General features: G+C 45.5%; 10 protein-coding genes. 4 read left to right on the plus strand and 6 right to left on the minus strand.

Annotated features, from left to right (window positions below):
* The first annotated feature begins 80 nt into the window (after positions 1–80).
* From DVG78_RS04985 to DVG78_RS04995, 3 genes are all read left to right on the plus strand, one after another.
* Positions 81–1,682: a sodium:solute symporter family protein gene (locus DVG78_RS04985; protein WP_114459935.1), complete on the plus strand. Its 1,602-nt coding sequence runs from the start codon at positions 81–83 to the stop codon at positions 1,680–1,682.
* 132 nt (positions 1,683–1,814) lie between these two features.
* Complete coding sequence (locus DVG78_RS04990; protein WP_114460056.1) at positions 1,815–2,786, plus strand: glycosyltransferase family 2 protein; 972 nt, start codon at positions 1,815–1,817, stop codon at positions 2,784–2,786.
* Between the two features lie 442 nt (positions 2,787–3,228).
* A complete protein-coding gene (locus tag DVG78_RS04995) occupies positions 3,229–4,602 on the plus strand; it encodes an amidohydrolase family protein (protein WP_114459936.1) in 1,374 nt (457 codons plus the stop codon).
* Between the two features lie 14 nt (positions 4,603–4,616).
* Here the strand turns inward: DVG78_RS04995 and DVG78_RS05000 are convergent, their stop codons facing one another.
* From DVG78_RS05000 to DVG78_RS05010, 3 genes are all read right to left on the minus strand, one after another.
* Positions 4,617–7,172 carry a M1 family metallopeptidase gene (locus tag DVG78_RS05000; RefSeq protein ID WP_114459937.1) on the minus strand — a complete coding sequence of 852 codons (2,556 nt, stop codon included), beginning with the start codon at positions 7,170–7,172 and terminating at the stop codon, positions 4,617–4,619.
* Positions 7,173–7,402: 230 nt separating this feature from the next.
* Positions 7,403–7,981 (minus strand): Crp/Fnr family transcriptional regulator, encoded by a 579-nt coding sequence (locus DVG78_RS05005; RefSeq protein ID WP_114459938.1) that lies wholly within the window; start codon positions 7,979–7,981, stop codon positions 7,403–7,405.
* Between the two features lie 58 nt (positions 7,982–8,039).
* Positions 8,040–8,615 (minus strand): Crp/Fnr family transcriptional regulator, encoded by a 576-nt coding sequence (locus DVG78_RS05010; RefSeq protein ID WP_114459939.1) that lies wholly within the window; start codon positions 8,613–8,615, stop codon positions 8,040–8,042.
* A 378-nt stretch (positions 8,616–8,993) separates the two neighbouring features.
* Between DVG78_RS05010 and DVG78_RS05015 the strand changes: the two genes are divergently transcribed.
* Positions 8,994–10,034: an alpha/beta fold hydrolase gene (locus tag DVG78_RS05015; protein WP_158549968.1), complete on the plus strand. Its 1,041-nt coding sequence runs from the start codon at positions 8,994–8,996 to the stop codon at positions 10,032–10,034.
* 79 nt (positions 10,035–10,113) lie between these two features.
* On the opposite strand, the gene DVG78_RS05020 is transcribed toward DVG78_RS05015, so the two are convergent.
* From DVG78_RS05020 to DVG78_RS05030, 3 genes are all read right to left on the minus strand, one after another.
* Positions 10,114–11,124 carry an aspartate-semialdehyde dehydrogenase gene (locus DVG78_RS05020; RefSeq protein WP_114459941.1) on the minus strand — a complete coding sequence of 337 codons (1,011 nt, stop codon included), beginning with the start codon at positions 11,122–11,124 and terminating at the stop codon, positions 10,114–10,116.
* A gap of 331 nt (positions 11,125–11,455) precedes the next feature.
* A complete protein-coding gene (locus DVG78_RS05025) occupies positions 11,456–12,034 on the minus strand; it encodes a 5-formyltetrahydrofolate cyclo-ligase (RefSeq protein ID WP_114459942.1) in 579 nt (192 codons plus the stop codon).
* 4 nt (positions 12,035–12,038) lie between these two features.
* Entirely contained in the window at positions 12,039–13,508 is a 1,470-nt protein-coding gene (locus DVG78_RS05030) for a peptide MFS transporter (RefSeq protein ID WP_114459943.1), read from the minus strand.
* Between the last annotated feature and the right edge of the window lie 38 nt (positions 13,509–13,546).

Here is a 13,546-nt window from a genome sequence, read left to right on the forward strand (position 1 = left end):
ACGGATTTTCGGAACACCACTAACTGGATTTACAATTAACGAATAACAAATAATCGTGCTTTAGCACCCAGACCCCAATCATGAAGAACCTTCCCCTTATTGATGTCGCCATCATTTTAATGTATTTAGCCGGAATGGTGGGCGTTGGTGTGTATTTTTCCCGCAAAAACAGCCGCGAAAGCAGCAACAACGCCGAGCAGTTTACCACCGCCTCGGGGCAGATTCCGGGCTGGGCCATCGGTATGTCGATTTATGCGACTTTTCTTAGCAGCAATACCTTTTTGGGCGTGCCAGGCAAGGCCTTCGGGAGCAACTGGAACTCCTTCGTGTTTAGCCTTTCTATGCCTTTGGCGGCGTGGGTAGCTACTAAGTTTTTCATTCCTTTTTACCGAAATACGGGTGAAGTATCGGCCTACACCAATCTCGAAAATCGTTTTGGGCCGTGGGCGCGGTCTTATGCGGTAGTGTGTTTTTTGTTGACGCAGCTTGCCCGTATGGGGTCCATTTTCTTCGGAATTGCTCTTAGTTTACAAGCCCTGACGGGCTACCCGATGGCCACGATTATGGTGGTGGTAGGGATTTGTATTATTCTTTATACGGTCATGGGAGGCATGGAAGCCGTGATTTGGACTGAAGTAGTCCAAGGAGTGATTAAGACGGCGGGTGCGGTGATTATTTTGTGGTTGGTGGTCGATGGTATGTCGGGAGGCGTGGGAAAAATCATCGACATCGGGCAGGCCGACAATAAATTTAGTCTCGGCAGCTACGCGCCAGATTTTTCCCAACCTACTTTTTGGGTCATATTACTTTACGGGTTCTTTATGAACCTCAACAACTTTGGGATGGACCAAAACTACGTGCAGCGCTACCACACCACCACGTCCATCAAAGAGGCGGCCAAGTCGGTGTGGCTATGCGTGTACTTGTATGTGCCTATTTCATTGATATTCTTTGTGTTAGGTTCCGCTTTGTACGCGTATTATCAGGCAAATCCAGAAATGATGGAGGCGGTGAGATTGCAAGCCGCCGCCGATAAGTTGCCTGGTGGAACGCAAGAAGCCATCCAACAATTGGCCGCTACGCTCAAGCCGAGCGATTTTGGCGACAAGGTGATGCCGCACTTTATGGTGACAAAAGTTCCGGCAGGTTTGTTGGGGCTGATTGTTGCTGCGATTTTGTCGGCGGCCATGAGCACCATCAGTTCAGGCATGAACGCTTCGGCCACGGTGTTTTCGGTCGATATTTATCAGCGATACATTAAGTCAAATCTGACCGATAAGCAGTCACTCAGATTACTATACGTTGCCACCACGGTTTTTGGTCTTATGGGCATGGTTACGGGCATTTCCATGATTGGCGTCAAGAGTATTTTGGATGTGTGGTGGGTGCTTTCAGGGATTTTTGCGGGCGGTATGTTGGGGCTGTTTTTGTTGGGAATCATCTCGCGTCAGACCCGCAACGTGGAAGCCCTTACGGCAACCATGATTGGTTTACTCGTCATTCTCTGGATGACCTTTTCGGCCCAAATCCCCGATTCTTTGGCCTATTTGCGGAGTGCGTTTCATCCCAATATGATTATCGTCGTGGGTACGCTCACCATCTTTTTGGTAGGTATTCTTTTGACAAAAATTCGGGGTAAAGTGCCCGAAAATGCCGAAGAACAGACCGTTACTGGGGCATAATTGCAATTTTGAAGGGCTTTGGCACGTTTGTTGATTTTGGGTTCTATGCAACACCCTAATCCTCAAAATCCAATGGAAGCACCAAAAGAATTTGTAGCTTTGCTGCGCGATACGCAATTGATTTTGGATACTATGCCTGGCGAAGCCCTTGATATATCAGTCGTTATTCCACTCTTCAACGAGGAGGAATCGTTACCCGAATTGACCGCTTGGATTGGGCGGATCATGGAGGCGCATCAGTTTAGTTATGAGGTACTGCTGGTCGATGACGGCAGTACCGACGATTCGTGGAAAGTGATTCAGAAACTGGCCGTTAGCGACCCACACATCAAAGGGGTGCGCTTCAACCGAAATTATGGCAAAACGCCTGCCCTGCAAACGGGTTTTCAGCTCGTGCGCGGCAGCGTGGTCATCACGATGGATGCCGACTTGCAGGACAGTCCCGACGAAATCCCCGAGTTGTACCGCATGATTACGGAAGATGGTTTTGACTTGGTGTCGGGTTGGAAACAAAAACGCTACGATCCAATTTCAAAAACCCTGCCCACCAAGCTCTTTAATGCCGTAACCCGCAGTATATCAGGGGTTCATTTGCATGATTTTAACTGCGGACTGAAAGCCTACAAGCAGCGGGTGGTCAAAAACATCACGCTTTATGGCGAAATGCACCGCTATATTCCGGTGGTGGCTAAGTGGAACGGTTTCCGCAAGATCGGGGAGAAAGTAGTACAGCACCAGGCGCGCAAATACGGCAGCACCAAATTTGGGTTGGAGCGCTTTGTGAATGGTTTTCTGGATTTGCTTTCGATTACGTTTGTGCATCGTTTCAGCAAAGCGCCCATGCACTTTTTCGGGCTGTGGGGTACGCTATCATTTTTGCTTGGTTTTGTCATTACGTGTGGTTTAATCATCAAAAAACTCTACCTTATTTTTACCCATGAGCCTTTCCGCAACGTGACCGAAAATCCGCTGTTTTATATGGCCTTGGTCGCCATAGTCATCGGATTTCAGCTATTTTTAGCGGGATTTTTGGGAGAAATGATGGTCAAACAACATACCGTCAAACAGGCCGATTATTTGGTCGTGGAGAAGATAGGGGTTTAAATCCCAGAAATATATTCATAGAACAGGGTATTCTTATAAAATAAGCTTGTGTGGTGTCTTGAGTGCTGTCAGATTCTCAAAACCGAACGGCGCGAGGTTTTGAGAAACCTTATCTGTCGGTTAGAAGTAACCGACAGCACTGCCCAGTTTCTGATTTTCAAAAGTAAACCCTGATTCATAGCAAAAGCGTCCAATGGGTCGCCTGTTGGGCGCTTTTTTATTTGTTACTCTTTCCTTATAAAAATCAGTACCGCTCGAATCCCCCTTAATTTTAAGGAATATCCAATGACTCACAAAGAATCTTGTTTTACTTTTTGATGTCAGCCATTTTTTCAACAAATTGCCATAGCATCAGTCATGAAATGAACATCATTCCTTGATAGATGGCCCCGCCCCAATAGGAATTTTGATTACTACGCACAAATCCTAACCATCTACTTGTATGCGCACCTCCTTTTTCCTCCTGTTTATTGTCTCGCTTTTGGCTTCCCGCACCACAATGATAGCGCAGGAACTGGTCAATAATAGTGAACGCGAAATCGTCTTCAAATCCGTGAACGTCATTCCAATGGATAAAGAACAAGTCATTGAAAATCAAACGGTTATTGTCAAAAACGGTCGAATAACGGCATTGGGCGACGCGGCAAAGGTGAAAGTCAGTAAAGGTGCCTTGGTCATTGATGCAAAAGGAAAATACCTAACCCCTGGTTGGGCTGAAATCCACGCGCACGTTCCCCAAACGGACGATTTTGAACCCATGAAAGAGGTGCTGATGCTTTATCTTGCGAATGGAATCACCACAATTCGAGGGATGCTCGGTCACCAAAAACACCTTGAATTACGAAGTAAAATCAACAATGGAAGTATTCTTGGGCCTCATTTTTACACAACGGGTCCCTCATTTAACGGACAGACCGTAAAAACTGCCGAACGAGGTGCAGAAATGGTACGCGAGCAGAAAGCTGCTGGGTATGATTTTCTAAAATTACACCCAGGGCTCACAAGAGAAACTTTTCCCGCTATCGCCAAAACTGCCAAGGAGGTTGGTATTCCCTTTGTGGGACACGTTTCCTTTAATGTTGGCGTTTGGCGAGCTATTGATGCAAAGTATTCGACTATTGATCATTTGGATGGTTTTATCGAAGCCCTCACCCCAGGAATTGATACGTTGGTCGAACAAGAAGCGGGTCTGTTTGGAGCTTGGATTGCGGATCGGGCCGATGTTTCTCTCATTCCAAAACTAATAGAGGGCCTACGCAACAACCACATACGGGTTGTGCCTACGCAGGCGTTGGCTGAGCGGTGGCAGTCGCCACTTTCTGCGGAGGCGTTTACCAATGCCCCAGAAATGAAATACATGAAGCCCGAACAGGTGAAGGGTTGGGCAAATACGAAAAACACCTATAACAGCAACCCTAACTTCTCAAAAGCGCGCGCCGAAAAATTGATACAAATTCGCCGAAAGCTGCTCTACGAATGTCAGAAAAATGGGGTGGAGATTTTGTTAGGCTCCGATGCTCCCCAAATATTCAATGTACCGGGTTTCTCTATTCACCACGAAATGAAATACCTCGTAGATGCTGGACTGACGCCGTATGAAACTTTGCGTACTGGAACTGTCAACGTAGCTTCTTATTTGAACAAACCAGATTCGGGCATTATCAAGACTGGAAATGTATCAGATTTGGTCTTGCTCAATGGCAATCCCCTGCAAGACATCAATCAGACCCGACAGATTGAAGGTGTGATGATTGGTACAAACTGGCTTTCAAAAGCCTATCTCGAAAAAGAGTTGAAAAAGTTAGAAAAAAAGTAAGCTAAATGATTTTCTCAAAAATCCCCCACCTGTCCGTACATATTCTTCAATTGCGGGTCGCGCTCGGCGTTACGAATGTCTTTTCGCATAGCCTTTACCCCTTCGATATCGGTCAATAATCCCAGTACCTGATAGGCCCCGAACCGTACAAAATAGGCGGGGTGATTGCGGGCCGTGGTTTCGAGCATGGGCAGGGCTTTGCGCTGTACGTCGGCATTGGAGCGGATGAGGTATTTGCCAAAAACCTGTAAGAAATTATAGATTTCGGCCGATTTTAACTTGCTCATTTTTTGCATAAACCATTCATACTGGTCAGGTTTGGCCAAGCCAGCGTAGTAATTGGCCACGGCGGTCACAATCTCGCTGTTAGGGGCATTTTCGAACCGAAGCGCCACGTCAGCAGCATCATCAGGCTTGCCAATCAGGTACGCATCCAAGGCCGCCGACACTACTTGGTAAGAACTGTCGTTGAGTGCTTCGCGAAAGAGTGGGTCGTTGGAATTGTCGCCAAACGAGCCCAACGTAATCACGGCTTCCATACGTACACGTGGGTGGGCATCCACGCGGGCTTTGCTTTGGATGATTCGCTCCACTTCGTTGAATTGCAGCCCGTCGTATTCGGAGAAATTAGAGATGGCCAATTGACGAATCTTCCAGAATTTATCATTCATGGCGCTCATCATCACGTGGCGTACGGTTGAGTCAATCATCTGTCCTTCCAAGCGCGTGATGGCTTCGTAGCGTGCCAGATATTTGTCGCAATGACCGTATTGAAAAATCAATTCAGGTTTCGTTTTTTCGTAGTCTACCTCACCCAACAATTGTTTTTCGACGTCAAAATCCACCAAATCGGGACGTTGTGCAGCGGGAAACTCAAAGGTTTGACGCGCCCGGTTGACCACAATTTCATGGGTATTTTTCTGGCCGTTGACCCACACATCTACTTTGAGCGGTAGGCGGTAAATGGGCGTATAGGTCGAATCCTGCAATTGACTTACTTTCAGCGTTACTTTTCCATCGTTCCAGGTTTTCTCCACCTTGAGGTTGGCGTGACCCGGCGATAAAAACCATTGGTTAAAAAACCAGTTTAGGTCTTCCCCCGTCACGTCTTCAAAGGCTTCGCGCAGGTCGTTGATTTCGGCGGTTCCGTATCCGTGGCGGATAAGGTAGTTGCGAGAAGCCGTAAAAAAGGCCTCGTCGCCTACATATTTGCGAAGCATGTGCAACACCCGCCCGCCTTTGGCGTAAGAGTGATTGTCAAACATGTCTTCCATGTCGGTATAGTTGTACCGAATCAGCGGCTCCTGCTTTTGTTCCGACTCGCCGAGGTATTGTTGCAACTCGCCGTGCCCCCACAAATCGGCTTCTTCCGCGCCTTTTTTGTGTTCATTCCAGAGGTATTCTGAATAGTTGGCGTAGGCTTCGTTGAGCGGCAAATGCACCCACGATTCGCAGGTGACGAGATTACCAAACCAATGGTGCATCAGTTCGTGCGCAATCACATCGTCGGAGTTACCGTCGAGCAGGGCACGGGAATCGTTCTGTACATTTTCTGCATGAACGGTCATGGATGTATTTTCCATGGCACCCGCAACAAAATCACGGACGGCGATTTGGGCGTACTTTTCCCACTGAAATTCTACCCCGAATTTTTCCTCAAAAAACTGAATCATTTCGCGCGTTCGGCCAAAAATTGCTTTGGCATAAGGAGCGTATTGAGGCTCTACATAATAACTCAGTTCTAACCCTGGGCGAATGGTATCGCGTGCTACGGCAAAATCTCCCACCACAAACGCCGCCAGATAAGGTGCGTGTGGCAAGCGCTGCACCCAACGATCGGTGCGGGTAGTGCTGTCAGGATTAAGTTGAGATTCGACCAGTTTGCCATTTGAAAGGGTCTTAAAACGGTTTTCGACAGTCAATCGAAAATCTTGCGTCATTTTTTCGTTGGGGCTGTCGACCGTGGGCATCCAGCAGGAGTTATATTCCGTTTCCCCCTGTGTCCAGATTTGCTGCGGTTTGCCTTCGTCCATGCCGTCGGCGTTGATAAAATAAAGCCCTTTATCCCCTTTTGGCCCTGCCACCCCGACGGGCAGTTCGTTGGGTTTGGCCACATAATCAATCAATACATGTAAAGTATCAAAGCGGCTATAGGTGCGCCGAAGTTTGATAGTAAGCAGACGTTTGTCGTAGGTATATTCGAGAGGGTCATTGATGTATTCAGTAACGACTTGTTTGGTCGTTGAATCTATCCTCATGAGCGTATCAAGCTGAAATATCCCTTTAATATCGAAGCCCTTAGCGTCTAATTCCAGCGTTTTTTGGGGATAAAAATAAGGCTTAAATGTAATAGTGGCCGAGCCGAGTGCATGCTGACGGAGCCAGTCAAAGCGCATATTCAACTGGGTGTGCAAAATATCATTTTTAAGTGCGCGGGTAGGGCGATATGGTCCTTTTTTAGCCGCCCAAAGGGGAGCTTTACGAAGGGTGTCGGTGGGAGTATAACCTTTGGCAAACGAGTGATGAGTGACAAAAAGGAAAATGAAAAGTATAGAGAGATTTTTTACCATTAGCTTCAACCTTTGTGCTTATAATCTTGATAATCAAAACAAAATACCTGCAAAATCGTTTGCGGGTTGCAATTAAGAATAACGCAAAGTTCGGAAACCTATTGGGAAGCACGAAATAAAATTAATAAAAAAAGGCGTCAGATGGTTTGAACGGTACGCCGGTGGGCCCCTCACTCAAACCGTTACATGCTTTGTGATGTTTGTTTATACCCTCAAATGGCGGAGAGAAATTAAGGCTTTTTCGTCAGCCGCTTCCTGATCCTGCTTAAGGATTCGGGCTTTACACCGATGTAGCTTGCTAATTGATACTGCGGAATGCGTTGGATGAGGTCGGGGCGAGATTCCAATAGCCGTAAGTACCGCTGTTCGGGGCTGTCGGTCAAGTAATTCAAGATGGTTTGTTGGTAGTCGGCAAAAGTGTTTTCTACTATTTTTCGAGCAAGGGACTCTAATCGGGGAAATTGATTAAATATTATCTGTGCCGAATCATCATTGCCCAATAGCAAAACCGAATCTTCTTCACACACCCAATAATAGGGAGAGGGGTTGTCTCCCTCAAGATTATTGAGCGCCATTACCCATTGCTCCTCGGTGAAAAATGCCGTTGTTTTTTCTTCACCTTCTGTCAAATTATACTGCCTGATGAGTCCTTTAAGTACAAAAAAGGTTTCTTTGGAAAACTGCCCCTCATGTACTAAAACCGTGCCTTTGGCGTAATTTTTTACCACGGCACTGTTCTTAATGGCGCTTGCTTCGTCCTCCGAAAGAAGCGCTATTTTTGAGAAATAGTGTACGATTTTTTCTCTCATGAGTTTTGTTTTATTGAGCAGTGATTTTCAGTTTAAAACTACATGTAAATCAAATGACTTACTTCTTCGTAATCCTTTTTCTGATTCGGCTCAATGATTCGGGCGTTATACCCAGATAACTCGCCAGTTGGTGCTGTGGTACTCTTTGCAATAAATCAGGGCGATTTTGCAGTAGATTCAAATAACGTTTCTCGGGCGATGAAGTCACAAAACTGGCGAAATCTTCTTGGGTTTGCCCAAAATCCTGCTCTATCATAGAGCGGGTAAGGGTTTCTAATTTCGGATATTTGGCATACATTTCCTGCTCTTCGGTGGGGTCACCCACGATACAGGTAACAGGCTCTGAACAAACAAAATAATATTTTGAAGGCTTTAGCTCAGTGAGGCTCGGTATCGACATAACGGTTTGATATTCAGTAAAAAAACCAATTGATTTCTCTAAGCCATCCTCCAAACTGTATTGTCTTACAAGTCCTTCAATGATATAGTAGCACTTGGTGTGAACCTGCCCCTCGTGTATCAAAACCGTACCTTTTTCAAACGATTTAATGTCAAGCTGTTCCATTACTTCGGCCAGTTCATTATGGCTCAAAGAGGATATTTCGGCGAAGTAATTGATTAGTTTTTGTCGCATAAAGTTACCAAAAAATACTTTCTAAAGATAAATACATAGGATGGTCTCTTTTCAGGAATTTATTTGAAAATAATAATAATCAGGATAAAAGGCAGATAATTTATCCATTTGTCTTTTGCCTTGGTTGTCGTTTTGGTTACATAGTAAGTCAGTGGTGGCATTTGATGAGTATCGAATTTTAGATGAAAAGAAACGGCTCTAAAAAAACACCAGCATTGGCTTTTGTAAAAAAGGGAATGAAAGTGAAAAACAAATTTTGCTTCTTAACCAAAGTCAATGAACGCCCGAAAAACGACCGGTAATTTTGCAGGGTCAAATTCTGAAAAGTGCATCGAAAAGCTATTTAGAATAGTTACTCACTCAAAAATTACCAAAAAAATGAAAAAACTATTAAAAGTGATTTTGCTGATGGGGCTATTTGCCTGCGAAGAAAAAAATACCACCAAAGCGGCCGAAAGCATTGCTGAGGCGAAGTATTTGGACATCAACGGCACCAAACAATTTGTCATGATTCGGGGTAAAAATGACCGTAATCCGGTTTTGTTACATTTGCACGGCGGGCCGGGGGTGTCGGAACTTGGTGGACTCAGAAAGTACAACAAAGACCTTGAAAAAGACTTTGTGGTGGTCTATTGGGACCAACGCAATGCGGGAAAATCGTACGTTGAAAACTTTCCGAAAGCTGAAATTAAAGTAAGTAAATACATTGAAGATGTGAATGTGTTGGCAAAATATCTCAAAAACAGGCTCAACGTAAAGAAACTGTTTTTGGTGGGACATTCGTGGGGATCGCGCTTGGGAATGTACGCCGTTCAGAAATACCCCGAGCATTTCAGTGCGTTTGTTGGTACGGGGCAGGAAGTAGCTGCTGCCGATGGCGAACTGCAATCGTATCAATATACAATGGCGAAGGCAAAAGAGTTTAAGATTGATTCGCTTGTTCAGCAACTCGAATTTATCGGCGAACCCAAAGGTGGCGATTTCAGAACAATGTATGCCTTTCCGGATGCTTTTTCATTACAGAAATACATTCTTTTGGAGTTGAACCGAAAAATATATGATGGGTTTACGATAGAAAAATTATACGCTAATTTTCAGGAATCAGATGAATACACCGCCAAAGAAAAAGAAACGTATTTGACAGGTGCCAATTTTGCCAATGAACACATCGTAAATGATGCTGATTATAACAACTTTGACCTCAGAAAACAGGTTTCGGAAGTAAAAATACCCGTTTTCTTCATTGCAGGTAAGTTCGATTATGTCAATCCAACGCCTTTGGCAAAGCAATATTTTGACTTACTAAAAGCACCCCAAAAAGAATTTATTCTCTACGATAAATCCGGCCACGACCCCGCCTGGGAAGAAGCTCAACGCTTTAATGCTGAGTTGGTCAGGATCTACAAAGCGGTGAAGTAATAAAAGAAGTTGTTTATCAGGCACAAAAAAGGCGTCAGTCAAACCGACTGACGCCTGCGCTTTTGAAGCTGCTTTATTACTATACCAATTCGGCTACTTCCACCAAGTTGTGTTTGGCTAAATACTCGGCAATCTGCACGGCGTTGGTAGCGGCACCTTTGCGGAGGTTATCGGCCACAATCCACAAATTGAGCGTTTTGGGTTGCGATTCGTCGCGACGGATACGACCGACAAACGTCTCATCTTTCCCGTGTGCCGTCAATGGCATCGGATAAATTTTATTTTTTGGATCATCCTGAATCACAACGCCTTCGGCTTGGCCTAAGATGTCGTAGATTTCGCTCAGTTCAAACTCATTTTCAAATTCGATATTGACCGCTTCTGAGTGGCCTCCAATGGTAGGAATGCGCACCGTCGTAGCAGTTACGGCGATGTTGTCGTCCATCATGATTTTCTTGGTCTCATTGGTCATTTTCATTTCCTCTTTGGTGTAGCCGTTGTCCAAAAATACGTCGATGTGCGGCAGTACGTTGAGGTCGATTGGGTGCGGGTACACTTTCGCTACGCTAGTATCGCCCGTACGCTCGGCAAACAGCTGATCTACGGCGGCTTTACCCGTTCCGGTTACGGACTGATACGTCGAAACCACCACGCGCTTGATGCCATAACGCTTGTGCAGTGGGTTCAACACAACCACCATTTGAATGGTCGAACAGTTGGGGTTGGCAATGATTTTATCTTCTTTGGTCAGGGTATACGCGTTGATTTCGGGAACAACCAATTTTTTGGTTGGATCCATGCGCCATGCCGAGGAGTTATCGACCACCGTAATGCCCGCTTCCGCAAATTTAGGAGCCAATTCCAAAGAAGTGCCGCCGCCTGCCGAGAAGATGGCAATCGCAGGTTTTGCAGCAATGGCATCTTCAAAGCTTACGATGGTGTATTGTTTACCCTTGAACGTCACCTGTTTACCTACCGACCTTTCGGATGCGACGGGGATCAATTCTGTGACGGGGAAGTTGCGCTCTTCGAGTACTTTGAGGATTTCGCTGCCTACCAAACCGGTAGCGCCTACTACTGCGATTTTCATTGGTTTGCTTTTGTTTGAGTTAAATTAAAGTTGACAATGGTACATAAAAAAATCGTCACCGTGAAGGTTAAGAATCAGGACAAACACGCTGGCATGGTGGGGTCAATATCCCATCAGGCTCCGCGTGTCTATTTAGATTTCTTTGTGTTCACAGTGACGATAAAAATGTGGGTGCAAAATAAAGGTAAACTTTAAAACTAACCAAGAAAAAAATATCTTTTTTGCAAAAAAGGGCTTTGTTGGTTGTCAAAATGATAAAAAGAAGGGTGAGATTTTGAAAAAATGCTTCTCCGATAAAACACACAAAGTCGCAGATAGGCAAAGTTACAGCTTACCACTGCCAAATTTGCGTAGGGGTAATGCAATAATCCATCTGGACATCAAACGAATCAATGTCGTCGATTTTGAGGATAGGGTCAAACAGCGAAAGGCCCACTTTGATGACATTGGGGCGGCATTGGGCCAAAAAACGGTCATAAAAACCTCGGCCGTAACCTACGCGGTAGCCATTGCGGTCAAAAGTCATCAGTGGTAAAATGACCAAGTCAATACCCGTAACGGCATACTGCAAATTGCAGGTGGGGTCGGGCTCCAGAATGCCCCATTTATTGAGTTGGAGCTTCATGTCGGGAAGCCATTGATAATGCTCCATTTCGCTCGTTTCGGGCAATGCCCGGGGAACAACCACCTGATTATGAAGGTATTTTTCCTGAATAGTATAAATAATGGGAAACGTATCTACCTCATTTTGACGGCGGATGGGCAGATAAATATGAATGGCCTTGAGGTTTTCAATGGCAAAAAAAGAAAAAAAGAGCCGCGCAATGGCCTGACTTCCCTCGGCCACCTCTGCGGTTGTCAATGTTTGACGGCGCTTTCCGAAGAGTTTGCGCAGCTCCTTTTTTTTCATCTTTTTATTTGATTCCGCCCATCCAATCTTTGAGTGGGCGTTGAAGAATAAGCGTTACACTGCCCACGGCCAAACAGAACCATACAATGCTCATAAACATTTCGGGCATTTGCTGTACGTTCTCTTCGTCAAAGCCGCCCGCAAATAAACCCGCAAATAAATTGCCCAAAGCCGCCGCCACAAACCAGATGCCCATGAGTTGGCTTAGGTATTTTTTAGGGGCTAATTTGGTGTATGCACTCAAGCCTACGGGACTCAGACACAATTCACCCAAGGTATGAAACAAATAGGTTGAAATGAGCACGAGCGCCGAGGCTTTTACGCCGGTGAGGGCAATTTTGGCCCCCCAAACCATGATGTAGTACCCTAGACCCAGTAAAAATAAGCCAATCGCAAACTTCACTAATAACGGAGGATTCAGCTTTTTCTTTTCTAACAATACCCATAATCCGCCCAAAACGGGGGCAAAAACCAGAATATAGAAAGGATTAAAATTTTGGAACCAACTGGAAGGCATCCCGAAAGGAAGGTCTGAATAGCGGTCGGCAAAAATTTGGAGCGACGAACCCTGTTGTTCAAATCCCGCCCAAAATAGTACGGCTCCCCAGAACAAGATAAACAGAATTACGATGCGCTTCATCTCGATTTTGGAAAGGTCGGACGCAAACAGCAGGTTGGCAAAATAAATAATCACAATGGCAACCGCAATGATGCCCATAGACGTAGCCACGCCCGATTTGCTGCTCCACGAAAACGTACCGTTGAATTGAAGAATGAGCACAAAAGCCACCAAAAGGGCCGCAAATACCCAAGAAAGTGGGTTGGTTTTTTCATCGCCTTTTTTAACTTCAGAGACTTTAGGGTGCATTCCTTTATCTTGAAGGTAGGGTTCGGCAAAAATACGGTACACCACCAAGCCCAAAAACATCGCTACGGCGGCGGCACCAAAGCCGTAATGCCAGCCTATTTTCTGACCTAAATAGCCCACAATGGTGATACCCAAAAAAGAGCCTAAATTGATACCCATGTAAAAAATGGAAAAAGCGGCATCTCTAATGGCGCCGCCTCCTGGGTATAGCTCACTCACAATCGAGCTGATGTTTGGTTTCAATAAACCCGTTCCGATGGCTACCAATCCCAAACCCGTAAAAAATACCGCTTCGGAAGAAGGAAATGCCAGTACAATGTGGCCCAGCATGATGGCGATACCACCGTACCAAATGGCTTTACGCTGTCCTAAAATATTGTCGGCCAACCAACCGCCTGGCAGCGACAGGAGATAAACTGAAAATGTGTATAATCCATAAATGGCCCCGCCCTCTCCTTCATTGAGCCCCATTCCTCCGCTGGTTTTATCCAGTAAAAAAAGCAGGAGGATGGCCCGCATTCCGTAGTAGGAAAAACGCTCCCACATTTCGGTAAAGAATAATACAAATAAGCCTTTCGGGTGCCCAAATACTGTTTTTTCAGCCATAAAACGGTTGGTTTAGCTTGTTGAAATGAATAGGTTAT

Origin of the sequence: Runella aurantiaca (genome assembly GCF_003339505.1) — a bacterium.
GTDB lineage: Bacteria > Bacteroidota > Bacteroidia > Cytophagales > Spirosomataceae > Runella > Runella aurantiaca.

Excerpts from the sequence above, each read along its gene's own strand:
- DVG78_RS05005 (WP_114459938.1), bottom strand. The coding sequence starts at position 7,981 with ATGAGAGAAAAAATCGTACACTATTTCTCAAAAATAGCGCTTCTTTCG.
- DVG78_RS05000 (WP_114459937.1), bottom strand. The coding sequence starts at position 7,172 with ATGGTAAAAAATCTCTCTATACTTTTCATTTTCCTTTTTGTCACTCAT.
- DVG78_RS05015 (WP_158549968.1), top strand. The coding sequence starts at position 8,994 with ATGAAAAAACTATTAAAAGTGATTTTGCTGATGGGGCTATTTGCCTGC.
- DVG78_RS05025 (WP_114459942.1), bottom strand. The coding sequence starts at position 12,034 with ATGAAAAAAAAGGAGCTGCGCAAACTCTTCGGAAAGCGCCGTCAAACA.
- DVG78_RS05030 (WP_114459943.1), bottom strand. The coding sequence starts at position 13,508 with ATGGCTGAAAAAACAGTATTTGGGCACCCGAAAGGCTTATTTGTATTA.
- DVG78_RS04985 (WP_114459935.1), top strand. The coding sequence starts at position 81 with ATGAAGAACCTTCCCCTTATTGATGTCGCCATCATTTTAATGTATTTA.
- DVG78_RS04995 (WP_114459936.1), top strand. The coding sequence starts at position 3,229 with ATGCGCACCTCCTTTTTCCTCCTGTTTATTGTCTCGCTTTTGGCTTCC.
- DVG78_RS05020 (WP_114459941.1), bottom strand. The coding sequence starts at position 11,124 with ATGAAAATCGCAGTAGTAGGCGCTACCGGTTTGGTAGGCAGCGAAATC.
- DVG78_RS04990 (WP_114460056.1), top strand. The coding sequence starts at position 1,815 with ATGCCTGGCGAAGCCCTTGATATATCAGTCGTTATTCCACTCTTCAAC.
- DVG78_RS05010 (WP_114459939.1), bottom strand. The coding sequence starts at position 8,615 with ATGCGACAAAAACTAATCAATTACTTCGCCGAAATATCCTCTTTGAGC.